Annotated in this window: 15 protein-coding genes; all 15 read right to left on the bottom strand. The window is 56.4% G+C overall.

Annotated features, from left to right (window positions below):
- Positions 1-319: 319 nt before the first annotated feature.
- The gene (locus tag OVA12_RS20250) at positions 320-1,321 is read right to left on the bottom strand and encodes a tyrosine-type recombinase/integrase (protein ID WP_268140453.1); all 1,002 of its coding nucleotides are present in this window, start codon (positions 1,319-1,321) and stop codon (positions 320-322) included.
- Positions 1,322-1,889: 568 nt separating this feature from the next.
- The gene (locus OVA12_RS20255) at positions 1,890-2,345 is read right to left on the bottom strand and encodes a hypothetical protein (RefSeq protein ID WP_268140454.1); all 456 of its coding nucleotides are present in this window, start codon (positions 2,343-2,345) and stop codon (positions 1,890-1,892) included.
- A gap of 29 nt (positions 2,346-2,374) precedes the next feature.
- The gene (locus tag OVA12_RS20260; RefSeq protein WP_268140455.1) at positions 2,375-2,578 is read right to left on the bottom strand and encodes a hypothetical protein; all 204 of its coding nucleotides are present in this window, start codon (positions 2,576-2,578) and stop codon (positions 2,375-2,377) included.
- An 86-nt stretch (positions 2,579-2,664) separates the two neighbouring features.
- Entirely contained in the window at positions 2,665-3,537 is an 873-nt protein-coding gene (locus OVA12_RS20265; protein WP_268140456.1) for a matrixin family metalloprotease, read from the bottom strand.
- 413 nt (positions 3,538-3,950) lie between these two features.
- On the bottom strand, positions 3,951-4,460 hold the full coding sequence (locus OVA12_RS20270; RefSeq protein ID WP_268140457.1) for a hypothetical protein: 510 nt from the start codon (positions 4,458-4,460) through the stop codon (positions 3,951-3,953).
- A gap of 54 nt (positions 4,461-4,514) precedes the next feature.
- Positions 4,515-4,730 carry a hypothetical protein gene (locus tag OVA12_RS20275; protein WP_268140458.1) on the bottom strand — a complete coding sequence of 72 codons (216 nt, stop codon included), beginning with the start codon at positions 4,728-4,730 and terminating at the stop codon, positions 4,515-4,517.
- 2,173 nt (positions 4,731-6,903) lie between these two features.
- Positions 6,904-7,524 (bottom strand): DUF4214 domain-containing protein, encoded by a 621-nt coding sequence (locus OVA12_RS20280; protein WP_268140459.1) that lies wholly within the window; start codon positions 7,522-7,524, stop codon positions 6,904-6,906.
- Positions 7,525-7,906: 382 nt separating this feature from the next.
- Positions 7,907-8,209 (bottom strand): hypothetical protein, encoded by a 303-nt coding sequence (locus tag OVA12_RS20285; RefSeq protein WP_268140460.1) that lies wholly within the window; start codon positions 8,207-8,209, stop codon positions 7,907-7,909.
- A complete protein-coding gene (terL, locus tag OVA12_RS20290; protein ID WP_268140461.1) occupies positions 8,206-10,050 on the bottom strand; it encodes a phage terminase large subunit in 1,845 nt (614 codons plus the stop codon). Before terL ends, OVA12_RS20285 begins: the two co-directional genes overlap by 4 nt.
- 66 nt (positions 10,051-10,116) lie before the next feature.
- Positions 10,117-10,434: a hypothetical protein gene (locus OVA12_RS20295; RefSeq protein ID WP_268140462.1), complete on the bottom strand. Its 318-nt coding sequence runs from the start codon at positions 10,432-10,434 to the stop codon at positions 10,117-10,119.
- Between the two features lie 191 nt (positions 10,435-10,625).
- Entirely contained in the window at positions 10,626-12,986 is a 2,361-nt protein-coding gene (locus OVA12_RS20300) for a phage tail fiber domain-containing protein (protein ID WP_268140463.1), read from the bottom strand.
- Positions 12,987-13,041: 55 nt separating this feature from the next.
- Positions 13,042-14,073 (bottom strand): hypothetical protein, encoded by a 1,032-nt coding sequence (locus OVA12_RS20305; RefSeq protein WP_268140464.1) that lies wholly within the window; start codon positions 14,071-14,073, stop codon positions 13,042-13,044.
- Positions 14,033-16,270, bottom strand: coding sequence for a hypothetical protein (locus OVA12_RS20310; protein WP_268140465.1), 2,238 nt, complete (start codon positions 16,268-16,270; stop codon positions 14,033-14,035). The genes OVA12_RS20305 and OVA12_RS20310 overlap by 41 nt, the downstream gene beginning before the upstream one ends.
- Before the next feature lie 46 nt (positions 16,271-16,316).
- Complete coding sequence (locus OVA12_RS20315; RefSeq protein WP_268140466.1) at positions 16,317-19,547, bottom strand: cell wall hydrolase; 3,231 nt, start codon at positions 19,545-19,547, stop codon at positions 16,317-16,319.
- Positions 19,548-20,063, bottom strand: coding sequence for a virion core protein, T7 gp14 family (locus OVA12_RS20320; RefSeq protein ID WP_268140467.1), 516 nt, complete (start codon positions 20,061-20,063; stop codon positions 19,548-19,550).
- Between the last annotated feature and the right edge of the window lie 3 nt (positions 20,064-20,066).

A 20,066-nucleotide genomic window follows, 5' to 3' on the forward strand; every position in this document is an offset into this window, starting at 1 on the left:
CAGGCGCATTGACGGAACTTGCAGTCTGCCGCCTACATTCAGAACATGCGACATTGCGATCAAAACTCATGCTCTCGCCAAACAAGACAGAGCCTGCGCCTTGTATAACTGTATCATGTTGAAGAAAAATGGTGCTGCAAGAGAGGATTGAACTCTCGACCTCTCCCTTACCAACGAAGCGGGCGCTGGCTACTAAGCTGATGATACTACACATATTTTTTAACTCTCTCACCTGTTGTACACGCCATAGACCTGTGCACTGTGCAAATAAAACCCGGCGCTTGGCCGGGTCCGTATACTCTGCATGTGCCCATATAGGTTATAGTTTGTCTATGGTATGCGCTAGTTCACCCACATTTACGTGTGAGTATCTCTGCACCATTGCTAGAGATTTCCAACCACCAAGTCTCTGCAGAGAGAACAAGTCTCTGTTTGCTTGGTAGTGCCAAGTCGCCCATGTGTGGCGACAGCAATGCGGTGTAAAGGGTTCAACCTTAGCTCGCTTTACAGCGGTCTTAAAGGCTGTCTTGATACGTGTACCTGCTGACGTATCCCAGTCGTCCAGTACATCAGGTCGGGAATACTCTTTACCGGTGTTCGTGCGGAACACACTACCCGTCCTGTGCTTCAACGCGGACAAAGCTTCGACAACTCTACTATGGAGAGGCACGCCGCGTGCCTCGCCGTTCTTGGTCTGCACAAACTGGACCTCTCTGCGGTCAAGATCGACCTGAGACCAGTCCAGATAAAGCGCCTCTCCTGAGCGCGCTCCTGTGTAGAGCATAAAGATAATCAGTGGCTTCATATGGTCGGCAGCAGCCTCAATTAGACGGCCTGCTTCCTCCTTCGTGATCCACCTAGGAGCCCGGCTCGTGGCCTTGCTCACCTTAGGGTATGTGATCTGCGGGACGGTGCACAGTCCTCTCTTTGCAGCGTGCTGCAGGACTGCCATGACCGGCCCGTAAAACTGTCTGATCTGCGAGGATGGCTTCGTGTGGCTGTAGAGCTTGTGTGCGGCTGTGGAGATGCGTTGCGCATCTATGTCTTTCAGCAGGCACTCCCCAAGCTCGCGGATGATCGGTTCAAGGAAGCGGACTTCTCCACCGTCACGAACGTACTGTTCAATAGCGGTGGAGAAGCGCATCACTGAGCCAACGCCATGGATGGACGCCTTGAGGATCTCTGCTTCGCGTCTCTTTGCTGCTTCAAGCGCCGCTTTGCGGTCACTAGTTCCAGTGCTCTCGTAGACGCTTGTGCCCCGGACGGAACCGCGCATGTAGAAGTACGGCGACCTGTCACGTTTGATGAGCTTGATTGGCATGTAGACCCTCCGCGTAACGCATCGATTAGACTGTCGACATCGGCTTGGGTGAACTTGTATCGGTTTCCCGTCTTGAAATAAAACGGATAAAGAATGAGCACAGCTCTCAGCGTATCTCGGTCAATTCTCAGATATTCTGCGACTTCGTTGAGTGTTCGTATCAAGACGGTGTACCCCGGCCTTATAGCCTTCTCGGTATGCTTCTTGGAGAAGTGCGTTTAATTCTTCTGAAAGGAGTTTCTTCGCTTGCTCAATGGCTGCGCCAAGTCTGCAGCCCGGCTCGTACTTCATGTAAATGCCTTTATGAAGATGGTGCACGCGGCCCCTGTAGTTACGCCCAGGAGCCATATTGCGTGCATTTGGTAAGTGTCGCGCAAGCTTTGTCAGGCGGCCTCTACGGGCGCATCCTTGCTGACGAAAGGTTGGATCGAGACCCAAAGGTTTTTCGGGTCGGCCCGCATCTCAGCTTCAACACTGTTCGCCTCATGGAGGCTGAAGGCACTTCTACCGCACCGACCAACGTAAGTAGCACGCCCCCAAGAGCCGCCATAGGTAAGTGTGTACATAGTCATGCTGCGAATTTCTCCTGCAAATACTTGTGCATGAATGCGCGCTGATTTTTTGGGAAGTCGCCAGTGTATGCGAAGTACGCGGCTTGTCCGACAACCTCTGCGCGAAGCAGGGCGCAGGCTGCAAGGGTCGTTGCGTTGATGCCGTAATGGGTAACCAGCATCCGACACTGCATCTCGACGGCCTGTCTCTCACCCTCGGGTGAGAAGTCAAAGCCGCCTGTGTAGTGGCACCAGTCGTGCCAAGCCCGGAAGCAGACATTAGTCCATTCGGCCTCGTACACAGTGTCGTCGTTGCCACCATCGAAGATCAGGATCGGGCTGTCAGGTCCGAGGCCATTAATATGCTGTACGAGGTCTTCGTACGTGCCCGGTGCATCCGGGGACACAGCGATGGCACGCCTTCCCCACACATGCCGGGCCATGTTCTGGATCATGAGTTCGATATTGTACATCGGTACCTCCGAATGCTGGCGATAGACGATTAGGCGAGCAGTGCTTCCACGTTCTGGCGGATGCGCCCAGCCTTCGCGGCCTCGATCTGAGCGTTGTCTGCGGCGAGGGCGGCTTCTGCGGCTTCAGCACGCTTCACGTCGGCAGTGGCGAGACAGGCGGTCTCGTAAGACTGCAGGTCCTTGATTGCGACGGACAGCTTCTTGATGATGTTCGGGAGCTTCTTCGTAAGCATGTCTGTATTCTCTCTCTCGGTAGAAACGACTAGGCCCACACAGAGTTTACTGCGTGGGCCGTCGATTGGTTAGTCTTGTAGAGTTGTTACGAGAACCACAGCCCAGACGCGAACAGACTTGCACGCCGATTTGCCGCCTCGACGCTCTCAGCGAAGTCCTTCAAGATCTGTCCGCAGTTCTTGCCGGTGGCGATCCACGCATCGATCTCTGCAGAAGAACCCGACCGACCGAGGACGCGGGTGTACAGAGACTGCAGCCAAACGCGGCTGGGGGCATACGAGCCTGCCATTGCAGTACAGAGCGTAGCGAACGTGTTCGTATTGGTTGCAATCTGCCGGTACCAGTAGAACAGGTCATCATTGGATACGGTGATGTCGTATGCACCTTTGTAAGCAGAGTAAATCTGCCCAATGAGAGAGCCAGACCCGACTTTGGCCGAGAGGGATTTCGCAGCACCATGCGTTGCGGTGGCCAGTTGCCGGTCGTACGCGGTCGGCGTATCATTGCCGATACCGTTCATCACGCTGTCGGTAGTGTTGTGCAGCATACCAAATACTGCGTGACCCATTTCGTGAACGGTCACGGATAGCATATAGCCCGTCGCCAGAAAATTGATGTCGGTGGCGTCGCTATCGTACAGGATGTTGCCAGAGAATGGCAGGCCTCCGGGGGGAGTGGCGTTGGCGACAACATTCAGACCCGACGCGCCGTCGATGGGGCCGAGGAACATGCGCTGCATACCGACTGTACCCGCATTGATGGATACACCGGGGTCGGTGACCTCGCAGAATTCAACGTCACACACGTCAGCCCACTTGCGGCAAGCAGCACGCACTGCCGCCTTGTAGTCGAACGAACCGAACGCCGAAGACCACGAAACGGTCGGGCCTGCGGACTGCAGAAGGCCGTTGGTAGCAAGACCGCCCGGTGCAAAGCTGTAGCCAATAAGATGCGTCATATGTATTCCTTGTGTAGTTTGTTGGGTGTTCATGCAGTATCAGTTGATCTGCATATTGATGCAGTGCAGGTAGCGAAGCGCTGTAGGGGGGGTGGCGGCTCGCAGTCCTGTACTGCACTCTATGCAATCAAGCAGTTAGGTCCGTGCTAGAGCCTCTGTGCCAATACTCAGGTAACTGCACGGTGTATCTTTATGAGATGTAATTCGCGGAACGCTTTCGTGGCGTTTGGAGCGTGTACGATCCGGGGCCTAATCCGGTCATCAGGCTTGTTAAACCATTGCTTTTATTCTCCTAATAGGAGGGGTCTGTACTTGGTAGCGCTGATGTTGCAGTAGCGTCGATAACTGCGCGAGTGCAGCGCCTCTGTACGAAACGCTGCACACTGCTCAGGTACCTTCGCGGGGAACGGAGGTCAGTTTGCGACCTGAGCAAGCTCCACCTTTGCGGCCTGCAGGTGCGCCAGCAGGGCCGAGTGGTCGCGGCCCGTCTGCTTCGCATCCTTGGCGAGCTTGGAGAGGGCCTGATCAACGAATTTGGTCACGTCGAGCGGCACGTATGCCTTCTCGGGCTGGAAGCGCCAGAAGGGCTGCGCCATGGCATCGCCGAGCCGGGTCTTTCCGTCGCGCTGGTACACCGGCTTGTTGTCCTTGAAGGACACGGGGCCGAACGTCTCGAACCACTCACGCAGGGCGTTGATCCGGGCCATCTCGGGCATCGCATCGATCATACCGGCAACGAACCGGTCAACGACGCGGGTGTCGCCGTTCTTGCCGAGGTGCGCCAGAACCGAGCAGGCGAGGATGTGGATGTCCCGCTGCAGCGTTGCGCCACGGCGTTTCACGCTCTCAATGGCCTTGGTGATGTTGTCTTCGCCATCAATGAGCTTCAGAGCGGCGCTGACGGTGTTCTTCTCGGTTGCCATGGGTTTCTTACTCCTGAGTTGCGCGGGCCTCTCCGGCCTGCTTTTGGGATTGGATTAGGCGTAGATCGGCTGCGACCGCTTCAGGTCAGACCGGATACGGCCAGAGGTCAGGGCGGCGTCTTCAAGGTCGTCCGTGTAGTAGCTCGCAGCCTCACGTTCCTTGTTGGTCATACCGCCGTCACGCGGTGTCACCTTGTACTCGCCGTACGTAGTCTTCTGCAGGCTGCATCCGTTGACAGAGCAACGGTTACGTGCTTCGTTGAACGTCATGTTGAACATCTCTGCACCTCACTTGCGAGAGACAAACAGGGCGTAACCTGTAGTGACGAACAGAGCGCCGATTACGATAAAGGGCCACCCGATTATGACCATGTACCAGATGCCGATAGCTGACACTGCAACGCCACATGCGGAGGCGCAGATAAGCAGAAGGATGCTAAAGATGGTGTAGTAGTCCATTGGCTTCACCGTGTGTGTAGGTAGCTACTAGATACTCACTGGCTAATAATCGTTTGGGCCATCCCGTAGGACTGCTAGGCCAGTGGTCCCTTGTGTGTAGCAGGCACTAAGACGCGCGTTGGACACGTAGCGAGTGAGTACCAAGTAGCTACTGGTTCTTATGTGGGCTTAATTGGACACAGTTTGTCTGTACCCATCGAAGACCGCATGTTGTTTATTAAGAACGAAAACCGACACAGCCCGCTTTCCAGCAGGTCTGTAAATCCCGTGCGAGGTTCAGGTATCACTGTAAGACAGTAGTCGGGCCTGTACCGCTGGCGCACGTCAGACGCTCACTAGGACGCTGCTGTGCCGGTTTTCGTACTGGTAATGTGCAAGGCGCGAAACTTGGCGATTGTCATAGCGCCTATGCTGCACATAAACCCTGCGGACAAAGGGCCTGCCTCACTTGGACTTATCGCTAAGCGCATGTAGTGCGTATGGCGCACAGGTAGCGTTAGCTTACGCGATGGGTGAGTGGTTCCATCATATATCCGCAGATACTCCCTAGGCTCGCATTGTACCTCGCCCGGTTTCTACTCTGCACAGTGTGCATTTCAACCCGTAGTTTGGACGGCCTTCCGACCTAATCACAGCCCCTAGTGTGGAGAGCTAGTTATCGGCTTTCCCGACTTGCGCCCTAGCTAGGCTCGGTTTCCCGTGTCATTCCGTAATCTAGTCTGCACATCTAAGTCTGTATGTCAACTCAGTAGTGCGTATCTGCCCCGGTCCTGTGTGGTCCTTTGTGTACGTTAGGACCGGGTGGCCTAGGCAAGCCTTAGTAGGGAACCTAAGCCGGGTTATTGTGAAGCGTCTGGCAGGTGGCTAGGCAGTAGCCGTAGCGCTTGTTTGCTGTCTGCGTTCTCAATGTCTGTACACTAACGCTGTATCGTGACCAGATGCAAGATCTAAATGCAGATGCAGCCTACAGACCAGTAATCCGGATCAATAGGTATTCAGTACGTATATAGGGTGCAGAGAATGAGACTACAGAGCATTAGCTGTACTGAATATACAGTACATAGCTGTAATAATACGGATTAACATACTAGATATTAATACAGAATATATGCAATTAATTATATACTGGATAAATATATGTATATCATACAGGAGATAAGTACACAGTAGTATGTACTGATATATGTATACTAGGTATTATAGTACGTATGTATGCAGTATGTATACTAGGTACTATGTACTGTAGTATTGTACTAGGTATCTATATTGCTAGAGCTAGATAGCCTTCCGCCCTTCAGGCGTACTTGTCGACCGATACCGTTTTTGCGGTACCAGCTTTCTATATCTAATAGGAGGGGTAATTATGGATACTCTGTAGCTACCCTAAGATATATCTAAGGCTACCTCGTCAGTAGCTATGGAATGGCCGGGTAGTATGGTAGGTGTGGTGCTTGATAAGACAGCAGACAGATACCCGCCTGCATACGCCTAGTATCTAAGACAGCTTAGCCCTAGTTGTGTATCCTGTAGCCGTAGCCTAAGCCAGCGTATCCCTAGCTCTAGCCGCTGCATATATCTATGCGTATACCGGATTGACACATGGTCTGTATCAGTCTAGTATGCTGGGCATACCCTAGGGCTTATAGGAGGCATATGCTAGCTAGTACCCGGATCATACGCGCTATATATGGCAACGGCTGCACATGGCTGCGGTCGGTACCCCATGGGGGAAACTGCGCGCACGGTGGGGTTAGATACCCGCACGCAAAATTGTGCCATAAAATTAGGATGAGCCCTGTACTACGGTCTGTGCACTCCGTACAATCCGGCTTGGACCGGAGCGAGCCACAGGGAAGCCCACTGAGAGCGCCATCTCCGGCGCTGAAGGGATTGCCCCCGGAGAACGCAGAACGCTCTCAGGGGCCGTTTCTGTTGATCCTAGGCCGGTTCAGCCACGGCAAGCCGTTTGTCGACTAACCTGCAATCAGGCTAGATCATCCGGCGTCATGGAAATCGGTGCAATGTAATCTACAGCGACAGTCAAGGGGTCGTGTGCGGCTGACCAGCCGTATACGCTCGTAGCATACTTGCCTGCATCACCCTTGGCAGCGTCTATATGACCTTCCGCCTTGCTTCTGAACTCACTGCTTTCGCTGAAACCGATCAGTATCTCCGCCGTGCTGAGGCCGGTGGCCTTCCATGCAGCAATCTCGTCTGCAGACCCATCGCGCAGCAGTACGTTCTTGTACAGGGCTCCGATCACCTCATCGGTTGTGTCAGTAGCTCCGTATGTATTTAGCCACTCTTGAGACCCGACAAAGCCTTGCGCAATCTGCAGCAAGGACGCAGAGCCGTCACGAAGGTTGTCAGCCCAGTGGTCAATCCCAGCTACGTCAGGTTGGCGTTTAAGCCCTGCGTAGTACAGGCGGATAACAGGATCAACGAACTGCGTGGCTTCTTCTGAATTAATGAGTGCGTTCAGGACGGCCCACGTGGTGGTCTGATGAGTTTGGATCTGGGTTGTGTATTCAGCAAGTTCCGCTTCAGTTCCTTCCCGCTGTAGGACGCTAGTGTAGAACCGGGAAACAAGGTCCGTTGTCAACATAATTAACACCTCTGTACCGCTATGAATTAACCGACACGGTACGAGTGAGTATCGATAAATTTAATTTTCAATGCAAGTCGGGAGATACTTGGCGTTTATTTATGTAAATCTGCGGGTTGCATGCGGGTTGTGTAAATTAACGGTAAATATCCTATATTATATTTTTGGTCTTGTTGTTTCGATTTTCTATATGAGTGGTTGTTTTGTCACCAGAGGTGTAGTATAGCTTTTGTGCATTGTGAGATACACATCGGATCAGCCTGCTATGAGGCGTCTGATGCGCGGGCACGGGGCGGCTGAAAAGGTGATACATTGTGGAGCATAGCAAACCACAATCCTATATCGACCTACAGGCCCCGTGCCCAATCTATCTCTAGGTCAATCACGTGCAGGTGCGTTCCTCACGATCCTTTGCGAACCGTTGGATGTCATCAAGCTGCTTCTTCCGCGAGAGCTTGTCGCTTTTCATCCGGGCCTTGGCGTGGGCCAGAATGATCGACAGAGTGGTTGCGAACACTTCGTACTTGTCCGGGTCTGCAGCGATACGCTGAGCAGCAGCCAGACCAGCCTTGCGAAGGTCGGTGGTGAAGCCGTACACGTCGAGCGGGAACTCAACCTGCGCCGGGTTTGCGGACACATCCGCAGTCAGTTTTGCACGCACTTCTGCGTGGTCAGTCTTTGTCATCTCAATCCTCGTATGGTTACTCTGTTCATTGGCTTTGCGCCGATTTGCAGTTTGTTCAGTGCGTTTGGTACACCAGCGCCGGTCAAGCCGTGCATCTGGTTCCAGCCCGGTACAGGCCGTCCAGTACCAAGTGGGTTCTGCATTAATTCTCTGTAGCGGTCCTGCTGCGCCTTGGCCCGGACCTTCTCGTCATCCTGCGCCAGTGCTTCAGTCCAGTGGCGGCAGGCTGCAGCCACGGCATCAAGCCTGTCATCATGGATGAGCGAGCCCTTGTCTCGTGTTACGCGGGACATCTGCCAGAACAGGCTATAGGTAGAGCGAAGTTCCATAGGGTACTTCTGGATGCTCTCGTAGTCCTCGCGTAGGATATCCTCGTGCACCACGAACTTACCGCCGCCGATGATCGGCTCTAGCGTGTCGATGATGCGAAGCTCTTTCTGACCGGTTTCCCAAATGTCCTCAATCGAGCAGCGATGCTTCTTCAGGAGTGTGGGTTGCCACGTGGTCGATAGAGCGCCGTTGCCGTAGTTCTTCTCGATACCGATGCTGTCGGGCTTCCACCGCTCAGCAACCGCCGTCAGGGCGTTCAGGGCGTCCTCTGTGATGCCACCGGGTACACCGCCCACGGCGGCAAGGTAAATGCGTCCAGCGAGGAAGCCAGTGATGGCGTACGCGGTTTCGTCGCCATTGGTGCCGCCACCAGCGGGGTCAACATACATGTGCCAGCCAGTGATGCGCCCGAACTCGTCTGCGTTCGCCACGCGATACATCCGGTCCTTGTAGGGAGCACCGGGGATCGGCTCGATCAGACAGTTGTCTGTCCGGGCGAACTGCAGGAGCATTGGGGCGGATTTGTTCTCCCGGTCGAAAGCGAGCACGCGAAGCGATGCGAGCTTGAGCGGGAACCGGTTCTCGTCAGACAGCTTGGTCGACAGCATATGCTGTAGCTGGAAGTACGCGGCCCCTTGGTCGATCTCTTTCTTGATCAGGGCTGCATCGTCCAAAAGCACCGGGTCTGTCGGCTGACCTCGCTCGCCGGTCGGGCCTGCGCCCGATCCGAGCGAAGGATCACGGGCGAGCCTGACGGCTATGTACGGGGCGAGGTACTCGCCGTACTCAAGACGCTCCTTGGGCGTCGGGTACCGGCCCGGCCAAATACGAACGGAGAAACCACGGCCCGGCAGATCGTTGTACACGCTGTCGATGCTCTGCGGCGTCCCGAGATACACGACATCACCTTTCGAGCAGATGGACGTGAAATCTCGGGTCAATAGTTGCAGGCGTTCGCGCTGCGTCTGCGTCTGGCTGTTCTTCTGGCTTTCGATGTCATCGGCGATTAGAAGGTCAGCACGCTTACCCTGCATGTTCGACGTGATGCCGATACACCCGACAGAGGGTGACTTCTCAGGGCCTTTTAGGCTGTGGTGGATGTCGTACGCCTTGACGCTCTCGCGGTCACCAGCGCCCCGATCAGGACGCAAGCATTCAAGCTCAGGCATCCCGTTGATGATCTGGATGATCCAGTTCGCGATTTCGGTAGCCATGTCGCCACCTGCTGAGATGATCAGCACTCGCGTTGCGGGGTTGTGAATGATGCGCCACACTGCGTATGCAGCCGTGACCGTAGTCTTGGCCTGACCGCGCTGCGCCTGCACCATTCTGTATTGAGGTCCGTATGCAACATACTGGCCGATATCGATCTGCAGTTCAGTGCAGGTGAAGCCTAGGAGGTCTTCGATGACATCGATCAGGAAGTCTTCAAACTTGGCATAGTGTTCTTGCAGAAGCTCAAGCTGTTGCCACCGCGCTAGAGCCTCGTCTGCTCCTTCGCGGATAGACATGTTCTTCCTCTGTAGTATTTGATGGGTACACCTAGAAGCACCAGTTGGTGCCGATGCTCCTAGCGTTTACTCATCTGTATCGATGAATGGGACAACGTTGCCTACGCGGGCCTTGCGCTTTGCACGCTTGGCCTCTAGTGCGGTCTGCAGTTCAGACATGGTGTTCCCTTCTTCGGGTGCGCATGTCACATTGTTGTCCTTGACGAACTTGACCATCACAGAGAGAAGCGGTGCTGGTACCTCTGGCGGTACAATCGCATTCTCGTCTGCGGGGTCGTATGCTGCCTGTGCAAGCTCGATCTGTTCGAGCGCGGTCAGCATGATCTCTGTGATTTTGTTGTGCAGGTCGCCAATGCGGCCTACTTTTGCGGGTCCTTTAGCCATCGTCTTTATCCTTCTTATTTCGGATGGTCCGTACGAGGTTCACGACCTCCTGAGTGATCCGAAGCATCAGTAGCAAGAAGCCACCGAATGCCATCAGATCACCCATGTAGAGGCTGAAGAGGGAGATGATGTAACTAGTTGCTGCACCCAAGTAGTATTGAATAGTCTGCACGGGTGCAGCCTCCATTGGGTTACGGCTTGTAGAAGCCTGAGATGACAAGTTTCGCACCGTTTCCTGCCGGGTAGCTGTTGTCGTAGTTTCCGACGAGCGCCACACCGGAGTTCGTCGGTACGGTTACGTGCAGCACCTTGCCGGTCGTTGCAGTCTCGCGTCCATTCATCTGGAAGGGCACAGAGCCCGAGTTGACAGGAAGCGTGAACCGTACGTCGTTTGCGGCGGTGCCATTGGTAGTGACTGTGATTTCGACGTTCACGAACACCGTGTCTCCGTCGCGGCGATACCGGCCCGTAGCAGATACCGATCCGAACGATCCGCTCTGTGCAGTCACGGTCGGCGTATAGTTCCGCCATACAGGTGCCTTGATCGTGCCGGAGCCCGTGAATTTGTTGGTCGCACTGGTCTTCGGCTCAGAGAGCAGAACAAGCTCGTTTCCTGCGTCAACACCGAACTCGCCTGCACCGAAGGATGCAGCGTCGATTGCGACGGATCGGCTAGAGCCTACGACAACGCGGTTGCCTGTGCCGTTGATGGCGACGAGGGACCCGCTTGTGTATTGACCGTACAGGTCGCCAATATGGACATGAGAGTTCGTGCCGAGCAGCCACATGAATGCTTCGTTGGTGATACCACCAGCAGCGGCATTCGGATCGGATGCCATGTACAGGTGACCGAAGCGGAAGTCCGTACCGGCGTTGCCGGGGTTTGTCAGGACGCCTACGCCGCAGTTGTCTGCACCGAACAGGTCAATGCTGATCTTACTTGCGGCACCGGTCGGCAAGCTTCCGACTGCAGCCTGACTGTACGCGCTGAGTGCGCGGAATGCGCCCCACGAGAACAGACGCCCGATCTTCGGGTTGTCTACGCGACCGAACAGGTAGGCTGACAGGTTGTTTCGGATGTAGCTGATGACGTTCTGGTCAGCCGAGTAGAACGGCCACCAGTGGATCTGGTCGAGGTACAGACTGTCGAGACAGTGCGTAGCATCGATACCTACCTTGAATGGCTGACCCGTCACACGGTTCACGAAGATACGACCGCTGTTTGCGGAGTTAGACTGCCGACCCTGAATACGGATAGCCCGTGTCGGGTTGATGAAGTGGCAGTCCTCAATGAGGATGTCCTGTCCACCTTCGATCAGAACGTCGAAGCCGTGATCAGCCGGAGCCCAACCAGCGCCGACAGCAGGCTGCGTACGCTTGAAGTTCATGCCCCGGATGGACCTAGCGCCGACGTTATCGGAGTTCGTGATGCCAACGCCGGAGTGCGTGAAGTGCAGGGTGCTGTACTTGGAATAGCCAGCGCCAGCGGCCTTGCCGTTTCCGACGATATGTGCGCCTTCAGGCCACGTGATCGTGCTGCCGAGGGCAATGGTACCGCCCGGAATGTGCAGAGCTTCACCGACAGCGCCAACCTCGTTCAAGGCGGTCTGCAGGGTGCTTGCGTTGTCGTTCTGACCCGTCAGGTCAACGCCGCCCCAGTCCCGAATATCGGCCTGCTCAAAAAGCTTTTCCTTGAGGATGCGGGGGGCCTGCGAAGCCCATTTGCCAGCAATGGTGCTGTCCTGCTTCAGGAAGTCGGCGATTGCCGCAGTCACGGCGGTCGATACCGGCTTGTTCATGTCGGACGTGTTGTCAACGTTTGACAGACCAACCTCGCTTTTGGTATGCGTGTGGCCCGTGTTCGACTTGCCAGCCAGCGCCGTGTTTACGGCGGCTGTGTCAGCCTTTAGACCGAGCGCGGAATTCACGTCAGCCGTGTTAGCCTTCAGGTTCAATGCCGCCTGCTGCGGATTTGAAACCGGCTTGTCGGCGTCTGCCGTGTTGTCGACGTTAGCGAGACCGACCTGCTCCTTCGTGTGCGTATGCGCCGAGGGCGGGAACGATACCGGCTTGTCAACGACCTGCGACCAAGTAGGCGCGTCGATGACAGCGATTGCGTCGTTAACTGCCTGCTCGAATGCAGTGTAGTCTGTACGCAGTTCCTGTACGTCGTCTTGTAGTTCCGCAACATCAAGGTTGCGCAATTCTTCTGCGTCGAGAAGTTCGTGCAGTTTGTACCAAAGCTGAAGGTCAGCCCCGTCGAGATTGTCTTCTGTGATGACGGCTCCCGTAGACCAGTCCACGCGGCGCTCAACGTCAGAGACGCGCCTGCGGAATACAACTTCGTCACCGACGCCCGGAGCAGTTCCACCAACCTCAATGAGTTCGTTGGCAAGGATCGTGAAGGGTCGGTAGAGCGGAGCGCCCGTACCATCAAGCTCGTTCGCAACGCGGACTGTAATATCGTCCGCGCTCACGAAGCCCATAGCGAAGGATACGGAGAAGGTTCGGTTAGAGCCGTCGCCAATGCGTGTTACAGTGGCGAGTGCCATGGAATATCCCTTTCCTGTTATTTCTAATAGGAGGGGTCATGGCACTCGCTCTGTATCAGTCCTTCATTGCATTCCACATGTAGGAAAATCCGTACAGGTTGCCGACGATCGGCAGGGCTTGTAGGGCGTAGATGTCGCTGTTGCTATGGCGGTCAAGCTGCACCTTCTGCATGGCAGATGGGGCGTGCAGCATACGGTTCAGCGTAGGAAGTGCTGCAGGAACGGCGATGACGCCAGCGTCCACACCACGTGCGTACTCGTTGAACTTCAGGTTATCCATGCCGAGCATAGAGGCTACAGGATCGGTCCACATTGGTATCCAACCTGTCAGGTTCGACATACCGAATGCACGCTTCACTAGGTCTTCGCTGTCGCGTCCATTGATACCGTCCTTCGCAGCCACGACTGCACCGGCAGTGATCATCGACGCGATGAACGCGGCAACGGTTTCCTTGTCGGCAATGCGGGCATGGCGCATGAACTGCTTCTGGATGGCGAGCATCGGGAAGCTCTTTAGGTGCCACATGAGGGCCATCAGTCCGTTCTTGTGGAACAGGACCGAGCTTTCGCCAGCGAGCGCCCTCTGCACAACTTGGTTCATGTGCCTGTTGATCGCGTAGGTGAACTCGTCAACGTCCTTGTCGGACCACTTCTGGAAGTTCAGCTTGTGCAGGTGGTTGTCTTTGAACTCCACCGTGCCGTTAGCAACGTACGTCTCTAGCTTCTTCGCCAGTGCATCAGAGATGCCCCAGTCTGCAAAGCGGTCAGTAGACGCCTTATCGATGCCAGACAGGTGACGGAACAGTTTGTCTGTAGCAGAGGTGACAGCAATCCGCTGCTGAATGTTACGTACACTGTTGAAGCCAGACAGGTAGCCCTGCAGGCGCTGGCCCTTGTCGAGTAGGAAGTCTGTAGCGTCCCACACGGCACGCTTCTCTCCGACCTGCAGCCGGTCGCTGTCTAGGTCGAAGTCATCACGGAACAGGCGTTCTTCAGGCACCAGCACGTGCATGTGCTTGAGTTCCTGCGCAAGCGGGCTCTCGGTGTCATTCAGCAGGCGACGGAACTCCGTACCCGCATGACGCATCCACACGTCCCAACCTACAGCAGCGACCTGCACGCCGGTCTCTGCGATCTGCGTCAATCCAAGCTGGTTCAGCAGGGCAAGGTTCGTCAGCTTCTTGATCCGGCTGACTGCCGGGTCCAGACCGCCAGCGATTGGACCGCCCTCGAAATACGAGAACACCCCGTCCAGAAACTCCCGAGAGAGCTTGTCCGTGCCCCATGGCGTCCTGTTCGTCCAGCATGGCCTTTACAACGGCGTTCCGTGTCGCCTTGTCGGGAATACCCTTCCGGGCGAGCGCCGCCTGTCCTGCGGTCCTTCTGGCCCGGCGAGACAGCATGTGCTCAACGCGGAGGTCGACAAGATCGCGGATGTTGATACCGTTGCTCGCGGTGAAGCGTAGATCGATGTCAACGCGGTTCTTGGTCTGACCTGCCTGTCCACGCTCAGCCATTGCGCCGCTCAGCTTGTCGATGAGCTTCTTTGCCTCGTACTGCGACACGCCATTGGATGTCAGTGTTTCTTCGAGGAAGTCGCGACCGTCCTGCTGCAGGATGCCGATCAGGTTCGTATCCACGTCCTTGTCGCTGCTGCGTGCCCGGTTCACGACGGCACGTGCCCACTTCACAGCGTCCACGTCATCGAAGACGCCGGGCAGGGTGTGCTTGTAGCCGTCAGCGATAGCGCGGATCAGGTCGTCCTTCTTCACGCCAGAGCGCAGGAGCTTGGTCATCTGTGCGCCAGACCAGCGTTGTGGGAAATAGCCAGACTGGTGAGTAAGGTTCTCGTAGCCTTTGACAGAGGTCTCACCGGGCTTGCCCTTGCCGATCTCGATGTCGGTAGCAGACCAGCGGTCAACGGCATCAGCAGCGGCCTTGACTGCAGGGTGTACGGCACGCTGAGCATTTGCCCCGTCGTAGTAGCGAGCCTGTAGTTCCATCACGACTTCCGTGTCGAACTGTCTGCGGATGTCATCGCGTGCTTCAGCAGCCATGCGTCCAAAATTGTGGTGCTCTTTCGCCCACAGCTTGTACTGCGTCGGGTACTCGGTCATCACGTCAGCCAGAGCCTTACGCTCGTAGTGGTGCATGATCATTGCCCCTGACGAGTTGTTCCGTACGATGCCAGATGCGCTTTCCAGCATGTCGTAGGCGAACTTCTGCGCCGTAACGACGCCGGAACTCATCATCTTGTCGAAGTCGGTGTGCAAGCCGAGCTTGCCCTGTATGTTGTGGAAGTTAGCTGCAGCGTTCCCGAGGCCCTTGTTCTTCGTATACAGGTTCCCGAGGTCGCCGGAGTAGTCGCTCGGGATGCCGGTATCTTCCGCCCATTTGTAGGCCCCGTCGATCAGGTCTTGTGACGTACGCGACGCATAGTCTGCGATGTCGTCTACGAGGTTCGCAGAGGCCGTCTGTGCTGCGCCGACTGAGCCTGTACCTGCCTGTGCAAGCCACGGGTCGTCATTCGCGAAGGTCCGGTCGTTAGGATGCACAGAGGTACGCGGCGCACCGTCAGCCACGCTCTGTCGGAGTTCTTCCTTGGCTGCAGCGATACTGTCGTTCGCGGCCCTACCAGACTTGGCGAAGACGCCACCGACAGCGCCGAAGCCCATACCGGCGAGCGCGGCCATTGGGACGTTCTGCCAATCTCCTGTGGTGCTCACGCTCTCGCCGAGTGCCACAACACCAGTGCTGATAGCTGTACCGGCAGCAGCGCCCTTGGCGACCCGCATACCGAGGCTTGCGGCTTTAACCCCGGCACCGCCCATGAGGGCGAGCGGGGCGTCTACGTCAACGATACCGGCGATCAGCCCGGCGATGAATGGGCGCACGCCGGTCTGGCGGCTGATGCGTTCCTGCTTCTCCATCTGCTCCCGCATATCCATGAGGATCGCATCTGCCTCGTTCCGGTTGTCGGCGAGCATGAACTGCTTGCGGAACTCGTTCGGGATCAGGTTCTTGTGTTCTTCAATGTAGCTGTCTGCGTGGTACGCGGTAGGGTCGCCTTCTATCAGGCTCCGCTGACCGGCCTTGTACAGTTGGTACGCAGTGTTGTCTCCGCTTGTGAAGCGGTCTGAAACTTGTTGTCCGAAGCTGGCTGCGTTTGCGTCTGCGTCGGCCTGCACTTCGTGCGAGAGGGTCTGTCCACCGAAGCCGTCCTGTTCCGAAACCTTCATCAGTCCGGGGATCTTGCGCGGCTCCTGTACGATCTGTTCTTCCATCATGTCTCCTGTGGCCCGCCCATCCGTAGACAGGCGGGCCTTTGTGTCAGCGCTGGTCTCCCTCTGCCATGCGCTCGAAGCCGGAGCCGAGTACCGAGAGGCCGGTAGCCGTTCCGCTTACTGCGCTGTTGATCAGGGTGTCCCATGCACTGGGCTTGTTCATGTGCTCGACGTACGCCTTGCCGATCTCTGCGGCGTCCACGACCTGCGGTCTGCCGAGCGGCTGGCCGGGGTAGTCGGGGTGGTCGATGTCGAAGGTGAATGTGTTCATTACCGGGTCGTAGTCCGTGTAGATCCGCGAGGACCCGCCAAGCATGTCTTCTGACCAGAAGGTGCCGAACATCTGCGTGTCGTTTCCGTAGGTCTGCAGGAACCACTGTACCGCCTTGTCAGGGCCGAACTCTCCGTAGCCGTCAACACCCATGCGCCGCTCAAGCGGAACGCCGTCTGTGAGGATCAGTGAGCCTTGGACGAATGCACCGTTGCGCATCAGGTCCGTCTTCGCCCGCTCAATGGCAACCTTTGCCGGTGTGCCGGGATGAGCGGTGGCGTACAGGTCGGCACGCTCCTTGAGGTAAGCACCGGCCCGCGCGTGGTTCACTGGATCGGAGAACGCCTCGCTTGCACCGTCAGGACGCTGCAGCAGGTACGTAGCCACTGACGGCAGGGTCCGTTCCAAGTAGCCGGGCTCTGCCATATCTGCCATGGCCTCGGTAACGCTCGTGTTGATCAGGTCTCGGTTCTCCACCATCTTGGAAATCTTCTGTTCCGGGGTGTCGAACGGCTGGTTCATCAGGCTGTGTGCCCGGACAAGCGCCTGCTCTGCAGACATGTTTCCGCTGTCAAGCATGTACGCCGTCTCAAAGAAGTGCTCGACATAATCGTCACCGATCAGGCTCTTGATGTAAGACCTCGGAATATCAGGGGTCGTCTTGAGCACCTGCAGTGCCGAGTACGCTGACACTGCAGCCGGGTCCAGCTTGCCGGTTTTGTCTTGGATGTCGCCGAGCAGCGCACCACGTATCTGATCCTGCATCTGCGTGTCGACCACGTTGTGCTTTGACAGTTCCCTGTACGTGTCTCGTAGGATGCCTGCAGAGGCTTCCTCCTGCGACATGTTCTGCTCTGCGATCTGCTTAGTGTAGAACTCTGTCCAGCGATCCTTGACGACCTGCACCCCGTATTCCTTGGCGCTGATGCGCTCAGTCTGTCCAGAGGCGTTCTTGGTCTCAATGGTACCGGTCACGCGGTTCAGACCGACGCCAGAGGAAATGGCCTTGTCGACATCAGCAGCGATAGACGCATTGCGCTGCGCCTTCTCTGCGGCCGATTTTGCACCGCTACGCAGGCTGTCCTGATACGACTGGTCGAGTTGGAAGATGTCAGTCACGAGCTTCTGCACGTCACGCTCAGTAGCGCCGTACTTCTCAGCGAGTGCCTGACCCTTCGCAGCAGTCTTGGTGAAGTCAGTCAATGCTCCGCTCTTGATCTGCTGGTAGAGCATCCCGACCTCGCCGAGAAAGGCGGTGTTGTTGAAGACCGAGTTGTCCTTCTTCTCTCGGCTGCGGATAGTAGATGCTGCGGACGCGGCCAGCGACTGGGCTGCAGCGTCAGACAGTTCGTCAGATGCAACGCGCTTGTCGATGTCGGCCATCAGCACAGTGAGATCGTCGCCTTCCTCTGCACGCTTCAGGATGTCCGCTTTCCACAGTTCGCGGTCTGCGTCGAACTTGTTCAGGCGGTCGTTGTTCCATTTGGTCTGCGCGGCGTTGATCTTGGCGATTTCAGACGGGCCAGCTCCTAGGGCATTCAAGATGCCGTAGCCACCGGCGTCCGTGAACCAATCCCCATTGTCTGCAGCGAACTGAGATATAGCGGCTTGCACGAACACGTCGAGCTTGTCTTCGTTGCTCAACCCTTGGTATCCAGCCAGAAGCTCGTTAAGCTCTGTCGTGCCGCCCTGTGCGATCATAGGTGTATCGGCAACGCCTTCATCCACAGCGGCAACGTTGTCGAAGTCGCCTGTCTTGATCGTGAACAGGTCGAACGCTTGTCCGATGCGATCTGCGTTGTCGCTGCCGATGTCCAGCCCGAGGACATCCGCGAACTGCTGGACGTTCTCTGCGCTCTCGTACGGCTCCGGGCGGCGCTCGCCGCTGCGGTCTCCGTTCGTCTTACCGATGAACACATGCCCACCGATGCGGATCTCTCCACCGCTGCGCTGCTTTTCTTCCTCGTACCATGTCGGTAGCTTGTTCGACTGATGTCCTTGCTTGATCAACAGGTCCATACCTGCAGGGCTGAAGTAGTGCGTGGCACCGCCTGTCGGGTCGACGTGACGACCGGCCATCACTGTGTCGAAGATTTCACCGGCCTTGTCGTACAGCTTGCCTTCCTTGGTATCGACGGCATCATTGCCGCCTGCGCCGAGGTTCCAAGCAGAGAAGGCGTTCGGCTGCAGGGCCACGCCAGCAATACTGGTCGGCCACCGGCCATCAAGTGCCCGGTTTCGGAGAACGTGGGCTACAGCGGCCATGCCTTCTGCGCCTTCGGCTCCTGCCTCGCCGAGCATCGTCCTGATCGCAATGTCGCGGTCACGGGTGCTAGGCTGCATTACCGGGGCTACGATCCTGTCAGAGACAGCAAGATCGCTGCCAGCGGGCCTGTAAGAGGCGCTGTCGGATACGGTCCCGGTGGAGAGCAGGGTTTGCATGAAGGACGCCTTGCGGCGGTCACGGTTGTATTCGTTCTGCTTGACCGACTGCGTGTGCACGAGCTTCTGCATCGTGTCCTCAAAGGACGCAATGGCGATCTTCTTCGCGTCAGGGTCTGTGATGCCGTCAAGCATTGATGCACGCTGAGACTTCAACATCTCTTGGTACTGTACAGGGTCAGTAGACGAGTGCTCCTGCATGTTAATAAGCGATTGGCTGTACCAACTCTGCACCTTGTCTCGTGCTTCGAGCGTCCGGTATCCCTTCTCAGTGAACCTGTTCCCCGTAGCGAGCATGGCTTCTTCCGACACGCCCTGCATGTACATCATCTTGCCGTTCAGTACGGCATCGTCTTTGGCCTCCATCATTGTAGCAGAGGCGATCTCTTGTAGACGGCCTAGGCTCTCTTGGATGTTGGCGGTATGCGCGCCGATACCGGACAGGTTTGGTCTGGCCGGATCGCGTACGCCAGTCAGACTAAGCTGACGCTCCGGCAGGAGTTCCCTGCCGCTTTTCTGTAGCGGATCTTGGACGACTTCACGCCGTCCGGTATCGTTGTTCATTTACAGTCCTCGTTTGTAGTCTTTGTACGTAGCGCCAAGATCGGTAGTGAAGCCGAGCGCATACGTGGTTGCCTTGGGCATAGGGATAGGCGAGAAGTCGAGCGACTGTACTGCCTGCAGTGCGCTGTTGGAGCGCTGCTGTTCTCCTTGTAGTAGCTGCGTGTTCAAGTCTCGTACGCGGCGAGCTTGCGTCTCTGCTTCGTTCCGGTCGATTTCCAGAAGTACGGCGTTGACGGAGTTGCCGCTTGTTCCTGCTGCTGCAGCGGATGCCTCAGCCTGTGCCTTCGTAACCAGGGCGCTGCGTTGGATATCGTACGATTGGACCGTACTCCGTTCCTTTGCGAGCAGTTGGTTTGTGGTGATGGCGTTTTGGTTCTGCGCATCGGCAATGCGGACCATCTTGTTTGAATAGTCCTGCCATTGCCGACGCACCTTGGCTTCACGCTGTGCAGCAACGAACGAGACACCGCGACGAATGAAGCTGCCAACTCCACTCAGGGCTAACTCGTTCCACATTGC

The organism is Pannonibacter sp. SL95 (assembly GCF_026672425.1).
In the GTDB taxonomy this organism is placed as follows: Bacteria; Pseudomonadota; Alphaproteobacteria; order Rhizobiales; family Stappiaceae; genus Pannonibacter.

Excerpts from the sequence above, each read along its gene's own strand:
- OVA12_RS20250 (WP_268140453.1), bottom strand. The coding sequence starts at position 1,321 with ATGCCAATCAAGCTCATCAAACGTGACAGGTCGCCGTACTTCTACATG.
- OVA12_RS20255 (WP_268140454.1), bottom strand. The coding sequence starts at position 2,345 with ATGTACAATATCGAACTCATGATCCAGAACATGGCCCGGCATGTGTGG.
- OVA12_RS20260 (WP_268140455.1), bottom strand. The coding sequence starts at position 2,578 with ATGCTTACGAAGAAGCTCCCGAACATCATCAAGAAGCTGTCCGTCGCA.
- OVA12_RS20265 (WP_268140456.1), bottom strand. The coding sequence starts at position 3,537 with ATGACGCATCTTATTGGCTACAGCTTTGCACCGGGCGGTCTTGCTACC.
- OVA12_RS20270 (WP_268140457.1), bottom strand. The coding sequence starts at position 4,460 with ATGGCAACCGAGAAGAACACCGTCAGCGCCGCTCTGAAGCTCATTGAT.
- OVA12_RS20275 (WP_268140458.1), bottom strand. The coding sequence starts at position 4,730 with ATGACGTTCAACGAAGCACGTAACCGTTGCTCTGTCAACGGATGCAGC.
- OVA12_RS20280 (WP_268140459.1), bottom strand. The coding sequence starts at position 7,524 with ATGTTGACAACGGACCTTGTTTCCCGGTTCTACACTAGCGTCCTACAG.
- OVA12_RS20285 (WP_268140460.1), bottom strand. The coding sequence starts at position 8,209 with ATGACAAAGACTGACCACGCAGAAGTGCGTGCAAAACTGACTGCGGAT.
- terL (WP_268140461.1), bottom strand. The coding sequence starts at position 10,050 with ATGTCTATCCGCGAAGGAGCAGACGAGGCTCTAGCGCGGTGGCAACAG.
- OVA12_RS20295 (WP_268140462.1), bottom strand. The coding sequence starts at position 10,434 with ATGGCTAAAGGACCCGCAAAAGTAGGCCGCATTGGCGACCTGCACAAC.
- OVA12_RS20300 (WP_268140463.1), bottom strand. The coding sequence starts at position 12,986 with ATGGCACTCGCCACTGTAACACGCATTGGCGACGGCTCTAACCGAACC.
- OVA12_RS20305 (WP_268140464.1), bottom strand. The coding sequence starts at position 14,073 with ATGCGTCATGCGGGTACGGAGTTCCGTCGCCTGCTGAATGACACCGAG.
- OVA12_RS20310 (WP_268140465.1), bottom strand. The coding sequence starts at position 16,270 with ATGGAAGAACAGATCGTACAGGAGCCGCGCAAGATCCCCGGACTGATG.
- OVA12_RS20315 (WP_268140466.1), bottom strand. The coding sequence starts at position 19,547 with ATGAACAACGATACCGGACGGCGTGAAGTCGTCCAAGATCCGCTACAG.
- OVA12_RS20320 (WP_268140467.1), bottom strand. The coding sequence starts at position 20,063 with ATGTGGAACGAGTTAGCCCTGAGTGGAGTTGGCAGCTTCATTCGTCGC.